This is a genomic window from Pseudomonas cerasi, assembly GCF_900074915.1.
In the GTDB taxonomy this organism is placed as follows: domain Bacteria; phylum Pseudomonadota; class Gammaproteobacteria; order Pseudomonadales; family Pseudomonadaceae; genus Aquipseudomonas; species Aquipseudomonas cerasi.
Map to the genome: position 1 here is coordinate 3,735,755 of NZ_LT222319.1, position 15,549 is coordinate 3,751,303.

Annotated in this window: 16 protein-coding genes; 7 read left to right on the forward strand and 9 right to left on the reverse strand. The window is 58.9% G+C overall.

Annotation, left to right across the window (positions count from 1 at the left end; genetic code table 11):
- The first annotated feature begins 182 nt into the window (after window positions 1-182).
- Window positions 183-1,115 (forward strand): transaldolase, encoded by a 933-nt coding sequence (gene tal / locus PCPL58_RS18945; protein ID WP_065350160.1) that lies wholly within the window; start codon window positions 183-185, stop codon window positions 1,113-1,115.
- 67 nt (window positions 1,116-1,182) lie between these two features.
- Here the strand turns inward: tal and rssC are convergent, their stop codons facing one another.
- Both rssC and rssB read right to left on the reverse strand, forming a co-directional pair.
- Window positions 1,183-1,668, reverse strand: coding sequence for an anti-sigma factor antagonist RssC (gene rssC, locus PCPL58_RS18950; protein WP_003315067.1), 486 nt, complete (start codon window positions 1,666-1,668; stop codon window positions 1,183-1,185).
- Window positions 1,665-2,849, reverse strand: a complete 1,185-nt coding sequence (gene rssB, locus PCPL58_RS18955; protein WP_003315068.1) for a two-component system response regulator RssB — start codon at window positions 2,847-2,849, stop codon at window positions 1,665-1,667. The genes rssC and rssB overlap by 4 nt, the downstream gene beginning before the upstream one ends.
- Before the next feature lie 267 nt (window positions 2,850-3,116).
- Between rssB and PCPL58_RS18960 the strand changes: the two genes are divergently transcribed.
- On the forward strand, window positions 3,117-3,416 hold the full coding sequence (locus PCPL58_RS18960; protein ID WP_003371638.1) for a PilZ domain-containing protein: 300 nt from the start codon (window positions 3,117-3,119) through the stop codon (window positions 3,414-3,416).
- 88 nt (window positions 3,417-3,504) lie between these two features.
- On the opposite strand, the gene PCPL58_RS18965 is transcribed toward PCPL58_RS18960, so the two are convergent.
- Window positions 3,505-4,206: an MlaA family lipoprotein gene (locus PCPL58_RS18965; protein WP_003371636.1), complete on the reverse strand. Its 702-nt coding sequence runs from the start codon at window positions 4,204-4,206 to the stop codon at window positions 3,505-3,507.
- A gap of 198 nt (window positions 4,207-4,404) precedes the next feature.
- Here PCPL58_RS18965 and PCPL58_RS18970 point away from each other — a divergent pair, with 198 nt between their 5' ends.
- A complete protein-coding gene (locus PCPL58_RS18970; RefSeq protein WP_065350161.1) occupies window positions 4,405-5,013 on the forward strand; it encodes a phosphatase in 609 nt (202 codons plus the stop codon).
- Window positions 5,014-5,116: 103 nt separating this feature from the next.
- The gene (locus tag PCPL58_RS18975) at window positions 5,117-5,386 is read left to right on the forward strand and encodes a DUF4404 family protein (RefSeq protein WP_003315072.1); all 270 of its coding nucleotides are present in this window, start codon (window positions 5,117-5,119) and stop codon (window positions 5,384-5,386) included.
- 172 nt (window positions 5,387-5,558) lie between these two features.
- Here the strand turns inward: PCPL58_RS18975 and queF are convergent, their stop codons facing one another.
- The 4 genes from queF to PCPL58_RS18995 all read right to left on the reverse strand — a co-directional run bounded on the left by queF (window position 5,559) and on the right by PCPL58_RS18995 (window position 9,781).
- Window positions 5,559-6,389, reverse strand: coding sequence for an NADPH-dependent 7-cyano-7-deazaguanine reductase QueF (gene queF / locus PCPL58_RS18980; protein ID WP_003436606.1), 831 nt, complete (start codon window positions 6,387-6,389; stop codon window positions 5,559-5,561).
- 130 nt (window positions 6,390-6,519) lie between these two features.
- A complete protein-coding gene (locus PCPL58_RS18985) occupies window positions 6,520-7,764 on the reverse strand; it encodes a lipoprotein-releasing ABC transporter permease subunit (RefSeq protein WP_065350162.1) in 1,245 nt (414 codons plus the stop codon).
- A 75-nt stretch (window positions 7,765-7,839) separates the two neighbouring features.
- Complete coding sequence (gene lolD / locus PCPL58_RS18990) at window positions 7,840-8,523, reverse strand: lipoprotein-releasing ABC transporter ATP-binding protein LolD (protein ID WP_016567727.1); 684 nt, start codon at window positions 8,521-8,523, stop codon at window positions 7,840-7,842.
- A gap of 7 nt (window positions 8,524-8,530) precedes the next feature.
- A complete protein-coding gene (locus PCPL58_RS18995) occupies window positions 8,531-9,781 on the reverse strand; it encodes a lipoprotein-releasing ABC transporter permease subunit (RefSeq protein ID WP_003315078.1) in 1,251 nt (416 codons plus the stop codon).
- A gap of 102 nt (window positions 9,782-9,883) precedes the next feature.
- On the opposite strand from PCPL58_RS18995, the gene PCPL58_RS19000 reads away from it, so the two are divergent.
- Both PCPL58_RS19000 and PCPL58_RS19005 read left to right on the forward strand, forming a co-directional pair.
- On the forward strand, window positions 9,884-10,471 hold the full coding sequence (locus tag PCPL58_RS19000) for a PilZ domain-containing protein (protein ID WP_065350163.1): 588 nt from the start codon (window positions 9,884-9,886) through the stop codon (window positions 10,469-10,471).
- A 44-nt stretch (window positions 10,472-10,515) separates the two neighbouring features.
- Window positions 10,516-11,238: a glycerophosphodiester phosphodiesterase gene (locus PCPL58_RS19005; protein ID WP_058415942.1), complete on the forward strand. Its 723-nt coding sequence runs from the start codon at window positions 10,516-10,518 to the stop codon at window positions 11,236-11,238.
- A 42-nt stretch (window positions 11,239-11,280) separates the two neighbouring features.
- Here the strand turns inward: PCPL58_RS19005 and sthA are convergent, their stop codons facing one another.
- Entirely contained in the window at window positions 11,281-12,675 is a 1,395-nt protein-coding gene (sthA, locus tag PCPL58_RS19010; RefSeq protein ID WP_003436620.1) for a Si-specific NAD(P)(+) transhydrogenase, read from the reverse strand.
- A 165-nt stretch (window positions 12,676-12,840) separates the two neighbouring features.
- Window positions 12,841-13,863 carry an FAD:protein FMN transferase gene (locus PCPL58_RS19015; RefSeq protein WP_162273820.1) on the reverse strand — a complete coding sequence of 341 codons (1,023 nt, stop codon included), beginning with the start codon at window positions 13,861-13,863 and terminating at the stop codon, window positions 12,841-12,843.
- Between the two features lie 382 nt (window positions 13,864-14,245).
- Here PCPL58_RS19015 and tcuC point away from each other — a divergent pair, with 382 nt between their 5' ends.
- Window positions 14,246-15,538 (forward strand): MFS transporter, encoded by a 1,293-nt coding sequence (tcuC, locus tag PCPL58_RS19020; protein ID WP_003415899.1) that lies wholly within the window; start codon window positions 14,246-14,248, stop codon window positions 15,536-15,538.
- Window positions 15,539-15,549 lie beyond the last annotated feature (11 nt).

The following is a 15,549-nucleotide window of genomic DNA, read 5'->3' on the forward strand; positions in this document are numbered from 1 at the left end:
AGAGGTTAAATTCACATCAAGGGAACAAGCGGTCTGTGCGAGGCTCAAAAACAGCCTAGACAAAGGTATTCACGACAACGCCATCCCTCAGGGCCTATCATCGGCAGCAGTAAACGCTGCGGCCTTGAGTGGTCGGCAGCGCTCGGGTAATGTCATCCAACCGCACAGGACAGAGCACGCTCATGACTTCCAAGCTGGATCAACTCAAGAAATTCACCACCGTTGTTGCCGATACCGGCGACTTCGGCGCCATCAAGAGCCTCAAGCCTCAAGATGCAACCACCAACCCTTCTCTGCTGCTCAAGGCCGCTTCGAGCGAAAGCAACAAAGCGATGCTCGAGGAGGCATTCGCCCTTGGCAAGGGCGACATAGGCCTGGCCTGCGATCATTTCGCAGTGGCCATCGGTCAGGAGATTCTCAAGGTCGTACCCGGCCGCGTGTCCACTGAAGTGGACGCCCGACTGTCCTTTGACACCAACGCCCTGATCGAACGCAGTGAACGCCTGATCGGGCTTTACAACGCTGCCGGTGTCGAAAATGATCGCGTGCTGGTGAAGCTTGCCTCCACCTGGGAAGGCATCCGCGCCGCCGAATACCTTGAGAAGAAAGGTATCCAGACCAACCTGACGTTGCTGTTTTCCTTCGCCCAGGCTGTCGCTTGCGCCGAGGCTGGCGTCTTCCTGATTTCGCCGTTCGTGGGCCGCATCTACGACTGGTACAAGAAGTCGACAGGCACCGATTACACTGGTGCAGAAGACCCGGGCGTGCAGTCGGTAACGCGCATCTACAATTATTACAAGGCCAACGACTTCAAAACTGTCGTGATGGGTGCCAGCTTCCGCAACTTGAATCAGATCGAACAGTTGGCCGGTTGTGATCGTCTGACCATCAGCACCGAGCTGCTCAAACAATTGGCCGAAGACACCGGCACACTGGAGCGCAAGCTTGCTCCGGGCAATAATGCAGGCGAGCCACGTCAGAGCCTGACCGAGAGCCGGTTCCGCTGGAACTCCAACGAAGATGCCATGGCCACCGAGAAACTGGCTGAAGGCATTCGTCAGTTCGCTCGCGATCAGGAAAAACTGGAAGCGCTGCTTCCTGCCAAGAAAGCCTGATACGAAAAAAAGGGCGGCATCCTCGCGGATGCCGCCCTTTTTGCTGTCTGCGATTTAGCGCAGCGGCCTAGCGCTGACCTTCCAGTGCATTGACCAGATCATGGAACGCTTCACGATTGGAATCGTTGAGGCCCATCAGGATCTTGTGCGCTTCGAGCACCTTGGCTTTCACCACTTCTTCGCACTGGTCCTGTGAAGGCAGATCAGTCAGGCACTCAGGCCGCGGCAGAGGCCGGTCAACGATGTTGAAGACCTGATCAAAGCCCATCGACTGCAGCAGGCGCGTGATGTCCTCGTGAGTGGTCACGAGCGTCGGCAACAGGCCCACCTTCTGGCGCGACAGAATCGAGAGTTTGGCCAGCAGGCCAAGCGTGGTGCTGTCAATGCTGCGCGTTTCGGTCAGGTCAATGACCACCGCCGAGAAATTCAGCGCAGTGAAGATGCGCTCGATAGTCGCATCCAGGGCCGAACACAGCGTCAACCGTACTTCACCCACGAACTTGAGAACGAAGGTGCCTTCCTGCTCGGCGAACTGGATTCTACCGGTACTCATTCAAGATTCCTGCTTAACACTAACAAGGCGATATCATCCGGCATCTCCCCTAGCGTTGCCAATTCAAAAACCCGCTGCAAGCCATCCAGGCTGCCGCCAGCCGTCTTGACCAATTCGGGAAGGACGGCTTCTTTCTCTTTGAGTGTATCACCGGGTAACAAGTCCAGTATGCCATCAGACAACATGGTCAGACTGAAGGACTCGGGCAGATCAATTTCATGATCCTGATAGGTGGCCTCATTGAACAACCCGACCGGCAGTCCACGACCTTCCAGATAATGCGCCTGCCCTTCGGAATACAACACAGGCAGTGGCAGATGCCCGCCCACTGCGTACGTCAGTTTACCTGACTCTTCATCGATGACACCGCCGACCATCGTAACGTGCTTGCCCAGCTTGCAACTGATAAGGCCGCGATTGATATGCCCCAGCACATCCGATGGCTTGAACTCCGGAAGCGTTCCGCCACGCTTGGACTCGAACAGCAGCCGCGTGGTCATGAACTTCAGCAGTACGGTAATGAATGCCGATGACGCCCCATGACCTGAAACATCGGCCAGGTAAAAAGCGACACGCCGCTCGTCGACCCTGAAATAATCGACAAAATCGCCGGACAGGTACAACGACGGAATGATCTGGTGGGCAAACTTGAATGCATCAATCGACCACGGAGTGATTGGCAGCATGTTCATCTGCACTTGCCGACCTGCGTCCTGGTCTTCCTGCAACAGGTGAAGGCTGGCTTCGAGTTCGCGATTGGCCTTTTCCAGCTTTTCGCGGTAGACCTGGTTTTCAGTGAGCAGGCGCGCCCGATCCAGCGCACGGCGCACCGAATGCTCGAGCACAGCAAGATCTTCGAGAGGCTTGATCAGGTAGTCGGCAGCGCCAAGGCGCAAGGCCTCGACTGCATCGCTCATCACGCCCGCACCGGAGACGACGATGACAGGCGTCTGCGGAGCGATGGCGGTGACCTGACGGATCAGCTCAAGCCCGCCCATCTGTGGCATGCGAAGATCGCAGACCACCAGATCGGGGTTCTCCTGCTCGAATATCTGAATTCCCTGCAAGCCATTACTCGCTTGCAGAACGCTGAAGCCACTGTCTTCAAGGTAGGCGGCAAGGCTTGCGCGCACTACGTCGTCGTCATCGATAATCAGCAGCTTGGCACTGGTTTTTGGCATGGGGGCAAACGGCGCCAGATCAGGTTGGCGTAGGCGGCCCGGGATTACCGGAAACCGCTTACTGGATTCGCTTCTAGCCTCTCCGCAATAACACGCAGTAACTTGATAAGTCTGTCGTGTTTCAGAGGTGCCCTTCAAGGCGCAGACGGTACTCCCATCCGACGGGTGTTTCAAGCATGCTCCTACCCTCACTTTGCGCTCTTTACATCGCAAATCACCCAGAGTTATAAGAACTCACAAATCAGCAACTAAAACGAAGGACTGTACATGAGTCGAAATGATCGCGACTACGAGGAAAAGCGGGATTACATCCGCATGCGCGTCGATGCAGACGTCAACCTGATCCACGCCGGTCAGGTCATCCCTGCCGTATGCATTGATCTTTCAAGCTCCGGCATGCAGGTTCAGGCGCCACGCTTGTTCCAGGTCGGAGACAAACTCAGCGTACGCATTGACTCTGACCATCCTGCGCTCAAGGGGCTTGAAGCCGAAACCGAGGTGGTCTGGGTAAATGATGAAGAAGGTGGCGTACAGAAACTGGGGCTTTCAATCGTCTCGATGAAGTGAAAACAGGCGGAACAGGTTCACATTTTTACAAAATAATAAAGGCGATCCAGGGTCGCCTTTATTGATTCATGCAGAGGCAAAGCAGCGATTAAAAATCGTCTTCGACCTTGCCATCCTTGACCTTGAACTCGCGGTTCTGCAAATAGGCATTGCGAATGAAGGTGTAGCGATCGCCACTGACCATGCGCTCGGCAGACAGCAGGCTGGCCCGCGTATCGACCAGGTTGACGCCCAGCGCCGTGTTACGGGTCGGGACGTGATCGATGTAGCGGTAAGGCGAGGTGTAGGTGTCCGGGTACTTGGCGAACGCATCACGTACGGTGCTTGGCCCCAGAAACGGAATGACCACGAACGGGCCGCTCGGCACGCCCCAGTAGCCCAGCGTCTGACCGAAGTCTTCATCGTTGCGCTGCAGGCCCATGCGGGTACCCACGTCGATGAAGCCCAGCAGACCGAAAGTAGTGTTGACGATCAGGCGCGCCGTGTCGACGCCCGCCGCTTCAGGCTTGGCCTGCAGCACGTTGTTCGCCAGGTTGCCGACATCGCCGATGTTGCTGAAGAAGTTATGGATACCGTCTTCGACGAATTGCGGCGCGATGTACTGATACCCCTTGGCCAGCGGCTTGAGCGTGTAGGCATCAAGGGTATCGTTGAAGGTGAAAATGGAACGGTTGATACCTTCCCAGGGATCGTCCTCGGCGGCCTGAACGGCTACCGGAACCAGCGCGATGCCTGCACACAGGGACAATTGCACCAAACGTTTGATAAAGCCTGCACCGGTCACGGGCATAGCTGACACTCCTGATCGAGATATCGAAATAATGACGCGGGTGCTACGCCCCACACGCTAGGACAGGGAGTATAAAGCCTTCTGTCGAGAATAAGGCAGGTCTGTCAGCAAAGGGTTCCGCATAAACCTCGTCATCGCACATTCATCGAAGTGTCACAAAAGATCGGTAGCGTTTCTCGATATTTCAGAGAGATCCTCATGCTCGCCCCGGTCATCACGCCTTTGCCAACCTTCCCTGCCCTGCTGTTCGGCCTGAGCGGCTGCCTGGTGGACTTCGGTGCGCAGGCCGCGAACTCGCGCGCACCCGGCCATGAGCACACACAGTTCACACCCGGCGCAGAGGCTATTCTGCAGACCCTGCGCGAGCAGAGCATGCCTTGCGCCTGGCTCGAGGAACTGCCTGAAAGCGTGAGCAGCGCACTGGCTGTGCCGGTGAATGACTGGATGATTCCCGCGCCCCGCGCCACTGCAGGCTGGCCCGCCCCGGATGCCTGCTGGATGGCATTGATGGCCCTGAAAGTCAGCCACCTGGATGGTTGCGTCCTGATCAGCGGCGACCCGCGCCTGTTGCAGTCCGGACTGAACGCCGGACTGTGGACCATTGGCCTGGCATCCTGCGGACCACTGTGCGGGCTCTCGCCTTCACAATGGCAGGCACTCGGCGATGCAGAACGCGAACAGCGACGCGCACAGGCCACGCTCAAACTCTATTCGCTGGGCGTGCATTCGGTGATCGACCACCTGGGTGAACTGGAATCCTGCCTGGCCGACATTGCCCTGCGACGCAGCAAGGGCGAAAAACCCTGATACATATGCAGCAAGGCGTTGACTGGATTAGTCTTGAGTGAACATGGACCTTTAACGCTCCGGCGAAGTCCATGAGACAGACTTATCAATCAAGGAGCACGTCATGCCCGCCCGCGAACTGCAAGAACAACTCAATACCCTGCGCGAGCAACTGGAGCATAACCCGCCGATGTCAGAGTCCGAGCGGGAAAACCTGCACGAACTCATGCAACAAATTGAAACTAAAATTCAGCTGGAACAGGCCACCCACGAGCAGGACAGCAGCCTGGCTGATGGCGTGAATCTGGCCGTCGAGCGTTTCGAGCTGGAGCATCCGACCATCGCCGGCACCTTGCGCAACATCGTGCAGACGCTGGGCAATATCGGGGTCTGATTGGGGGATGCCGTTCTAATGGCTCTGCGTCCGACCGCTGATGCGCGGTGCGACGCAGAGTTTTGACGCAGAGCGTCACCCAATGCATGCCCACACACCTATCGTTCCTCACGCTCCGCGTGGGAATGCCGTTCCGGACGCTCTGCGTCCACGCCCTTGGCGGCAGACGCTACTACTGCCGCGCCAGCCTGCGATTGCTCACGTCCAGCGTTTCTGTGCTGCGATACGGGTTGATATCCAGACCCCCGCGGCGCACGTAGCGTGCGTAAACCGTCAGTTTTTCCGGTTTGAGCAAACGCTGCAGGTCGAGGAAGATTCTTTCCACACACTGCTCGTGAAAGTCCGAATGCTGGCGGAAGCTGACGATATACGCCAGCAGGCTGGCATGATCCAGCGCCGCGCCGCGATATTCGACGACTACGCTGCCCCAGTCGGGCTGACTGGTGACCGGGCAGTTGGACTTGAGCAGGTGACTGTGCACGCTCTCTTCCACCACCCGCGAGTCATCACAATGCAGCAACTCGGGCTGCGGCCGGTCATAGCTGCTGACCGAGATGTCCAGGTCGTCGATACATACGCCCGGCAAAGCCGCGACACCTTCTTCTTCGATCGCCGCCAGACTGCGAATACGCACCCCGACCGGCTTGCCCGCCGCGGCCGACAGATCCTGCTCAAGGGTGGTCTGCAGCTGTTCGACGCTCGCGAAAGCTGTCTGATTCAGCGAATTGAGGTACAGCTTGAACGACTTCGATTCGATGATGTTCGGCGATTCGGCCGGAATACTGAATTCGCCAATGGCCACCACCGGCTTGCCGGAAGGCAGCAGCCATGACAGCTCGTAGCAGTTCCAGAAATCGACACCCTGATAAGGCAGCGTCTGCGCGGTGAGCCCAAGCTCGGCCCATTTTGCGGCACGAGGAATCGGGAACAACAGAGACGGCGTGTAGGTGGCGATGTACTCACTGGACTTGCCCAGCGGCGAGTGTTCGGCTGCGGGATGCATGGCGATACCTGGATCATGAATTAACGCGGCGAGTTTATAGCGTTTGCGCGGGGCTTTCAGCGAAAATCAGCCTTGCCCCGCCACCCGCGCAGGCCGCCGTGCGGCCTCGACGAAGGTGGCTAAGGCCCTGTCACTCGTAACGCAGTGCGTGCGCTGGCTGGATCTGCGCGGCGCGCCATGCGGGGTAGATGGTCGCCAGAAAGCTCAGGATAAACCCGGCACTGCAGATCAGCAGCACGTCACCGGCCTGCAGTTCGGACGGCAGGTTGCTGATGAAATACACATCGGAACTAAAGATGTGCTGGCCGCTGACCCGCTCCATCCAGCCCACCAGGCTGCTGACGTTCAGCGCTGCAATAATCCCCAGGATGCCGCCGATCAATGTACCGACGATGCCGATGACGGTGCCCTGGACCACGAAAATCGCCATGATCTGCCGCGGCGTGGCGCCGATGGTGCGCAGGATGGCGATATCTGCGCCCTTGTCGTTGACCACCATGATCAGCGTGGCAATGATGTTGAACGCCGCCACGGCGACGATCATCAGCAGCAACAGACCGATCATGGTCTTTTCCATTTTCATGGCGCTGAACAGGCTGCCCTGAGTGTGGGTCCAGTCATCGGCGCGATAGCCCTCACCGAGGCCGGCGGCAATGGCGGTGGACACCTGAGGCGCCTTGTACAGATCCTTGAGCGCCAGTCGCACCCCCTGAACCTGGTTCGGCTGCCAGCGCTGCATCTGTGCCGCATCGGCGATGTTGATCAGGCCCATCGAACCGTCCAGCTCGGCACCGACCTTGAAGATACCCACGACAGTCAGGCGTTGCAGGCGCGGCGTGATGCCGCCAGGGGCGCTGCTCACTTCCGGCACGATCAGGGTCAGCTTGTCGCCGATGGTCAAACGAAAGCGGCGTGCGGTGATATCACCGAGCACCACGCCGAATTCGCCCGGCTTGAGGTCTTCGAGGCTTCCGCGGGTGATGTGCTGCGTGACGATCGACACTTCATGTTCCAGCGCCGGGTCGACACCGCTGATCTGGATCGGCTGCATCGAGCCCTTGTAGGACAGCATGCCTTCCATGTCGGTGAACGGCACGGCAGCAGTGACTTCAGGGTTTTTCAGCGCAGCGTCGGCCAGGGGTTTCCAGTCATCGACCGGCGTGGTACCGGCAATGACCGCGTGCGGCACCATGCCGAGAATCCGCGAGCTCATTTCCCGCTGGAAACCGTTCATGACCGACAGCACCACGATCATCGCCAGGACACCGAGTGCCAGACCGATCATCGAGGTCATCGAAATGAACGAGATGAAGCTTTTGCGGCGTTTGGCGCGGGTATAGCGCATGCCGATGAAGATGGGTAACGGTCTGAACATTCGCGAAGCACCGTGGAAAAATACACCGTATAAAAACTGGAACCCGACGCGATGAATGGCGCCGGGCCGGGTCGATCAGGCCTCGACGAGGCGGCCGTCTTCCAGGCGCAGGACACGGTCCATTTGCCGGGCCAGGTTCATGTCATGGGTCACGATCAGAAACGCCGTGCGCGACGACGTGCTCAATTCACGCATCAGGTCCTGAATGCCCTGCGCTGTGTGGTGATCGAGGTTGCCGGTAGGCTCGTCGAGCATCACCAGACCCGGCTGATTGATCAAGGCACGGGCAATTGCCACACGCTGACGCTCGCCACCGGACAGCTCCGAAGGCTTGTGCGCCAGACGATGCCCAAGACCGACACGCTCCAGCAGTGCGGTGGAACGCTTGCGGGCTTCAGGGATGGGCGTACGGCCGATCAGCAATGGCATGCAGACGTTTTCAAGCGCGGTGAATTCCGGCAGCAAATGGTGGAACTGGTAGACGAAACCCAGCGCCCGGTTACGCAGCAGGCCTCGGGCCTTTTCGCCCAGCGCCGACAACTCTTCGCCCGCGAGCCACACACTGCCTTCGGACGGCGTATCCAGCCCACCCAGCAGGTTGAGCAAGGTACTTTTGCCCGACCCCGAACTGCCGACGATCGCGACACGCTCGCCGGGGTGCAATTCCAGCTGCAGACCGGACAACACCACCACGGATTCCGGGCCTTCCTCGTAGGATTTACCCAGGTTGCGGCAACTCAATACTGCTTTATCAGACATGCCCGACTCACTCATAACGTAACGCCTCCGCCGGCTGGGTGCGCGCAGCACGCCAGGCGGGATACAGGGTGGCGAGGAAACTCAGGACCAACGCTGCACCGCAGACCTGGAACACGTCCTGGGCCATCAGTTGCGAAGGCAGGTAATCGATGAAGTAGACGTCGGCGTTGAGAAACTTGTGGCCGATCAGCCCTTCGAGTGCAGCAATGGCGGCGCTGACATTGAGCGCCGCCAGAATACCCAGTGCCGCGCCGATCAGCGTACCGACCACGCCGATCACCGTGCCCTGGACCATGAATATCGCCATGATCTGTCGCGGCGTAGCGCCCAGGGTACGCAGAATGGCGATGTCGCCCTTCTTGTCATTGACCACCATCACCAGCGTGGAAATGATATTGAAGGCCGCCACCGCCACGATCAGCAGCAGCAACAGACCGATCATGGCTTTTTCCATGCGGATGGCCTGATACAGGTTGCCGTGAGTGCGCGTCCAGTCACGCGAGTAGAAATTGTTTTCGCCCAGCTTCTGCGCGATTTCCCACGAGGTACGTGGCGCGGCGAACAGGTCGTCGAACTTGAGACGCAGGCCCTGCACCTGATTGGGCTTCCAGCGGTGCAGACGGCCCAGGTCATCGAGGTTGGTCAGCCCGAGGAAACCGTCGATTTCGCCAGCGCCGACGTGAAAGATGCCGGTCACCTCGAAACGCTTCATACGCGGGAACATCCCGGCCGGCGTCACCGTTACTTCAGGTGCAACGAAGGTCAGTTTGTCACCGATACCGACGCCCAGCTTGGCCGCGGCCTTGTCGCCGATCATGATGCCGAAGCTGCCGGGCGAAAGACTGTCGAGCTGGCCCTGCTTGATGAAGTGGTCAATGATCGAGACCTTGCGCTCTTCAAGCGGGTCGATACCGTTGAGCAGCACTTTCTGGACCTTGCCGTCGTGAGTCAGCAAACCCTGCATCTGGGTGAACGGCGCCACGGCCAGCACCTGCGGGTTTTCCTGAACCTTCGCGGCCAGACCGCGCCAGTCGGTGATCGGGTCAGCGGATTCGATGGTCGCGTGCGGCACCATGCCGAGCACACGGGTACGCATTTCGTGATCGAAACCATTCATCACCGATAACACGACTATCATGACCACAACGCCCAGGGCGAGGCCGATCATGGATGTCAGGGAGATGAAGGAAACAAAATGATTGCGTCGCTTCGCACGGGTGTAGCGCGTGCCGATAAATACAAAAAGAGGTCTGAACATGTAGGAATTTGTTCGCAGGAATGAGGACGTCCGTGTGGCGGGCCTTGACGTGCAGCTTTACACTCGAAACTCTCTGACCACCGCCGCTAGCTTGGGTTCGCCATGTCGACATTAGATGAAGCAGGACGCCGCGAATACTACCGTATCGACGACAGCGTCGCACTGGAAATTAACCCCCTGTCTGCCGCCGATCAGGCAAGCCAGGATGCCATGCAGGACACCTCGACGCTGTTCGACCTGCTCAGCGAGCTGCACGTCAGCGAGTTCGAGTCGCAGCATCTGATGCGCCAGCTCGACGAGCGCGACCGAGTGCTGAACAGTTTTCTCAAGTCGCTGAGCAAGCGCATCGACCTGCTGGGCGAAGTGGTTGCCCACACCGCACTGGGCAAACTGGGCGCTCCCCAGCCGGTCAAACTGTCCGAAGGCGGGATCCAGTTCAATTCGCAACAGGCTTTTGCCGTCGGCGAACAGCTGTCGATCAAGATGGTGCTCATGCCACAGGCCGCGGGTCTGATGCTGCGCGCGAGGGTTTCGCAGTGCGACACGCTGGCAGACGGCAACTTCGATATCAGCACCGACTTTGTCAATCTTCCGGACGCCCAGCGCCAGTTACTCGCCCGCCATGTGTTGCAGCGTCAGGCTCAGCAGCGACGTCAGGCACTGGAACAGGGCCAGCCCTCCGGAAATTGAACGCCCTGCCCCTTTTTCACTATCAGCAGTAGCCAGGAGTAAACGTGACCCTTATCTACGGCCACCGCGGCGCCAAGGGCGAAGCACCGGAAAACACCCTGACCAGCTTTCAGGAATGCCTCAAGCACGGCGTGCGCCGCTGTGAACTGGACCTGCACCTTTCAAAGGACGGGGAGTTGATGGTCATTCACGACCCTACCCTCAAGCGCACCACCGACCGGCGCGGCAAGGTCAATGAACACCTGGCAGCCGATCTGGTGACGTATGACGCACGCAAGGGTGGCCCTGGCTGGGTCTCACCGTGCCCGATTCCACGCCTGGAAGAACTCTTCGAACAATGCGATTTCGAGCACTGGCAGCTGGAGGTCAAAAGCGCTTCACGCACTCGCGCCGCCAACACCGTGCTGGCGATTCGTGAAATGGCTCAGCGCCATGGCTTGCTGGACAAGGTGACGATCACCTCCAGCTCTCGCGAAGTACTGCGCGCCGCGCTGGACCTGACGCCGGACATCTCGCGCGGGCTGGTAGCCGAGTACGCCTGGCTTGACCCGCTGAAGGTCGCCCAGAGTTACGGCTGTGAAATTCTGGCATTGAACTGGACACTGTGTACCCCGGAGCGTCTGCAGAAAGCACAGCGTCAGGGCCTGCATGTGTCGGTATGGACAGTCAACGAGCCTGCCTTGATGCGCAGGCTCGCTGATTTCGGCGTCGACAGCCTGATTACAGACTTTCCCGGTTTGGCCACTGCCACGCTCGGGAATCGCTGAAATCGGTCTCCCCGGCCGGCTCAGGCCACCGGCCGGAGTCGCTTAAAAAAGCCGGTTGAGGCCGTCGTATGCAGCTACCCGATAGGCTTCGGCCATGGTCGGGTAGTTGAAGGTGGTGTTGACGAAGTACTTCATGGTGTTCGCTTCACCCGGCTGGCTCATGATTGCCTGACCGATGTGCACAATCTCGGACGCCTGGTCACCGAAGCAATGCACGCCCAGCACTTCGAGCGTCTCGCGGTGGAACAGGATCTTCAGCATCCCGACCCGCTCCCCGGAAATCTGCGCACGCGCCATGCCCTTGAAGAACGCCTTGCCCACTTCGTAAGGCACCTTGGCCTGCGTCAGTTCGTGTTCGTTCTTGCCGATCGAGCTGATCTCGGGGATGGTGTAGATCCCGGTCGGCACATCGTTGACATAACGCCAGCTGCCATTGTCGACCATACTGCCCGCTGCCGAACGGCCCTGGTCGTAAGCCGCACTGGCCAGGCTTGGCCAGCCAATCACATCGCCGGCGCCGTAGACGTTGGAAACGCTGGTGCGGTAGGTCTCGTCCACTTCGATCTGACCACGGCCGTTGGCCTTCAGACCGATGTTCTCAAGACCCAGCTTGTCGGTGTTGCCGGTACGGCCGTTGCACCACAGCAAGGCATCGGCCTTGATCTTCTTGCCGGACTTGAGGTGCAGGATAACGCCGTTATCCAGACCTTCGACCTTCTCGTATTCTTCGTTGTGGCGAACCATCACGTTGTTGTTACTGAAGTGATAACTCAGCGCCTGGGAAATTTCCGAATCCAGGAAGCTCAGCAACTGGTCACGGTTATCGACCAACTCGACCAGCACGCCAAGGCCACTGAAGATCGAGGCGTATTCACAGCCGATCACACCGGCGCCATAAATGATCAGCTTGCGCGGGGTATGGCCCAGGCTGAGGATGGTGTCGCTGTCGTAGATGCGTTTGTGACTGAAATCGATATCGGCCGGCCGATAAGGGCGCGAACCGGTGGCGATGATGATCTGGTTGGCCACCAGCTTTTCCACCACACCGTTGGTGCAGACCACGTTGATGCTGGTCTCGTCGGCAAAACTGCCGGTGCCGAAGAACACGTCGACGCGGTTACGGGCGTAATAACTGGTGCGCGAGGCCACTTGCTTTGAGATGACCATTTCGGCGTTTTTCAACACATCCGGAAACGAAAACCAGCGCGGCTCGCCGATGGCACGGAACATGGGATTGGTGTTGAACTGAATGATCTGCTTGACCGAGTGACGCAGGGCCTTGGACGGAATGGTACCCAAATGGGTGCAGTTACCGCCCACCTGCCGACGGCTGTCGACCATGGCGACCTTGCGCCCCGCCTTGGCGGCGTTCATTGCCGCGCCTTCTCCGGCAGGGCCGGAACCCAGTACCACTACGTCGTAGTTGTAGACAGCCATGCGTACTCCTTTAAACAGACCGAGGCGCCACTCTGGCATCTCTGGCTAAATCACGCGGCGCAGTCTAGCGCTACACCGAGGCGGCGAACATTAACCCTTGGTCGCGTCGAAGGCCAATTTTTGTCTGCACGAGGCGCCAGTGACCGGCTGATCCGGCATGTTGAATTAGCGCGACTGCTCCACGACCAGACGATCAAACGACGCGTTGCTGCGGATGATAAAGCGCTTATCGGCACGAATCACAAAAAAAGCAGGGATTTTATGTTCTTGCGCATAATTCCAGCCCTGTTGCGGGCCGAGAATCAACAGCAGGGAGGACAGACCGTCGGCCATCAGCGCCGAGGGATGAATGACGGTCACCGACGCCAGGCCGTGGCTGGTCGGCTTACCGGTCAAGGCATCGAGCGTATCGGAAATGCGCCACCCGTCATGGTCGATGTAACGACGATAGTCGCCCGACGTAGATACGGCGTAGCCCTTCAGCGGAAATACCTTTTGCGTGACATTGCCATCATCGAGCGGCGCATCGAGCGTCACTCGCCAGGGCGAGCCGTCAGGCTTGAGCCCGCTGACTTTCAGTTCACCCGTAGCCTGCACCAGATAATCGTGCAAGCCGAGCGCGTCCATCCGCTCGCTGATGCGATCTACCGCATAGCCGGCGGCGATGCTGTTGAGGTCCACTTGCACGGCAGCACTCTTGCACAACCGGTCGCCGACGATGCGCAGGTTGCGATAGCCGACCAGCGCCTGAGTCCGGGCCAGTTGCCGCACCAGCGGCATCTGCTCGAACAGCATATGAGGCCCCAATCCCCACAGGTCCATCAGCGGCTTGATAGTCAGATCGAAGGCACCGCCGCTCTCCTGCGATAGCTGTTCGCCCACACCGATCATCTTCAAGACCGGTTCCGGCATCGCCTGGCAGCTATTGGCAGGCAATGCATTAAAGCGTTCGATATCAGAATCAGTGCGCCAGAGCGACATCTGCTGATCGACCTCGTCCAGAATCGCTTCAACCTCGGGACGCACAGCCGCAGGCTCTGGCTGCCCGGAAGCGCGCGCATACACCACGGAATAATGGCTGCCCATGGTCGGCCCGCCAAAGCTTTCCAGCTTGCGTTCCTGGCCACAACCACTGCACACCAGCAACACGAGGCACCCTGCAACCTTGCCAAACCTACGCAAACCCATGCCCCGCACTATAAAAACCTTCAAAGTGACTTGCCGCCATCGGCGAACAAGACAGAAAAGCGTCCAGAAACCCGCCCTGACACCCCGTGAACAACCCCAATACAAGGCCAACCGGCATATTGAGTGGTCGAAGGCGACTTATGATCCCTGCGTGACATGCCTGCTCATCAGGTTTCATCAAAATGACACGCCGCAAGATCTCAATTGTCTTGACCTGTCAAGCGTCAGTTAACCGATAGCAAATCGCCGAAACGGTTGTCTTTGAGCCCTGTTACACATACTGTTACAAGTGCGCATCGCCAGTTGCACACACGAAGTGACGATGCGAACGGGATAAAAACGACAACGGACTCCAAGCCGACGAGCCTGAGCGAGTAACTAAATGGCCTCCACAACAAGTAAGGGCAAAGCGATCTTTCGCGTTGTCAGCGGTAACTTCCTCGAGATGTTCGATTTCATGGTCTATGGCTTCTACGCCACGGCCATCGCAAAAACCTTCTTCCCTTCCGACAGCGCTTTCGCTTCGTTGATGCTGTCGCTGGCGACCTTCGGCGCAGGCTTCCTCATGCGTCCTCTGGGCGCGATTTTTCTCGGCGCTTACATCGACCGTCACGGGCGTCGCAAAGGGCTGATTATCACCCTCGCGATGATGGCAATGGGCACTCTGTTGATTGCCTGCGTGCCGGGCTACGCCACACTGGGTGTCATCGCACCCTTGCTGGTGCTGCTCGGTCGTTTGCTGCAAGGTTTCTCGGCGGGTGTGGAACTGGGTGGCGTTTCGGTGTATCTGGCTGAAATCTCGACACCGGGCCGCAAAGGCTTCTTCGTCAGCTGGCAGTCCGCCAGCCAACAGGCCGCCGTGGTCTTCGCCGGCTTGTTGGGCGTGGGTCTGAACCACTGGCTGAGCCCCGAGCAGATGGGCGAATGGGGCTGGCGCGTGCCGTTCCTGATCGGCTGCCTGATCGTGCCGGCGATCTTCATCATCCGTCGCTCGCTGGAAGAGTCCCCAGAGTTCGAAGCCCGTACCCATCGCCCAACGCTGCGTGAAGTGGTGCGCTCCATCAGCCAGAACTTTGGCCTGGTGCTGGGCGGCATGGCATTGGTGGTGATGACCACCGTGTCGTTCTACCTGATCACCGCCTACACTCCGACCTTCGGCAAGAACGAACTGAACCTGACCGACCTGGAAAGCCTGCTGGTGACGGTCTGCGTGGGTGTGTCCAACTTCATCTGGCTGCCGATCATGGGTTCGTTCTCCGATCGCATCGGCCGCAAGCCGCTGCTGATTGCCGCGACCGTGCTGGCCATCGCCACTGCTTACCCTGCCCTGTCGTGGCTGGTCGCACACCCGAGCTTCGGCAATCTGCTGATGGTCGAGTTGTGGTTCTCGTTCCTGTACGGCTCCTACAACGGCGCGATGGTCGTGGCGCTGACCGAGATCATGCCGGTCGAAGTCCGCACCACGGGTTTCTCGCTGGCCTACAGCCTGGCGACCGCGACCTTCGGCGGCTTCACCCCGGCGGCCTGTACTTACCTGATTCACGAATTGGGCAACAAGGCAGCGCCAGGCATCTGGCTGACCGGCGCAGCAGTGCTGGGCCTGGTGGCCACGCTGGTGCTGTTCCGCAAGGGCGGGCAAAAGCTTGAAGCGCCTGTGGCGGCTTCCGCCAGCTGATTGATCGCTGC

What these genes read in the sequence shown, in the direction of transcription:
- PCPL58_RS18965 (WP_003371636.1), bottom strand. Translation starts at nt 4,206, where the DNA reads ATGCCCGTGACCGGTGCAGGCTTTATCAAACGTTTGGTGCAATTGTCC.
- tcuC (WP_003415899.1), top strand. Translation starts at nt 14,246, where the DNA reads ATGGCCTCCACAACAAGTAAGGGCAAAGCGATCTTTCGCGTTGTCAGC.
- PCPL58_RS19000 (WP_065350163.1), top strand. Translation starts at nt 9,884, where the DNA reads ATGTCGACATTAGATGAAGCAGGACGCCGCGAATACTACCGTATCGAC.
- queF (WP_003436606.1), bottom strand. Translation starts at nt 6,389, where the DNA reads ATGCATCCCGCAGCCGAACACTCGCCGCTGGGCAAGTCCAGTGAGTAC.
- PCPL58_RS18995 (WP_003315078.1), bottom strand. Translation starts at nt 9,781, where the DNA reads ATGTTCAGACCTCTTTTTGTATTTATCGGCACGCGCTACACCCGTGCG.
- tal (WP_065350160.1), top strand. Translation starts at nt 183, where the DNA reads ATGACTTCCAAGCTGGATCAACTCAAGAAATTCACCACCGTTGTTGCC.
- PCPL58_RS18975 (WP_003315072.1), top strand. Translation starts at nt 5,117, where the DNA reads ATGCCCGCCCGCGAACTGCAAGAACAACTCAATACCCTGCGCGAGCAA.
- rssC (WP_003315067.1), bottom strand. Translation starts at nt 1,668, where the DNA reads ATGAGTACCGGTAGAATCCAGTTCGCCGAGCAGGAAGGCACCTTCGTT.
- lolD (WP_016567727.1), bottom strand. Translation starts at nt 8,523, where the DNA reads ATGTCTGATAAAGCAGTATTGAGTTGCCGCAACCTGGGTAAATCCTAC.
- rssB (WP_003315068.1), bottom strand. Translation starts at nt 2,849, where the DNA reads ATGCCAAAAACCAGTGCCAAGCTGCTGATTATCGATGACGACGACGTA.
- sthA (WP_003436620.1), bottom strand. Translation starts at nt 12,675, where the DNA reads ATGGCTGTCTACAACTACGACGTAGTGGTACTGGGTTCCGGCCCTGCC.
- PCPL58_RS19015 (WP_162273820.1), bottom strand. Translation starts at nt 13,863, where the DNA reads ATGGGTTTGCGTAGGTTTGGCAAGGTTGCAGGGTGCCTCGTGTTGCTG.
- PCPL58_RS18970 (WP_065350161.1), top strand. Translation starts at nt 4,405, where the DNA reads ATGCTCGCCCCGGTCATCACGCCTTTGCCAACCTTCCCTGCCCTGCTG.
- PCPL58_RS18960 (WP_003371638.1), top strand. Translation starts at nt 3,117, where the DNA reads ATGAGTCGAAATGATCGCGACTACGAGGAAAAGCGGGATTACATCCGC.
- PCPL58_RS18985 (WP_065350162.1), bottom strand. Translation starts at nt 7,764, where the DNA reads ATGTTCAGACCGTTACCCATCTTCATCGGCATGCGCTATACCCGCGCC.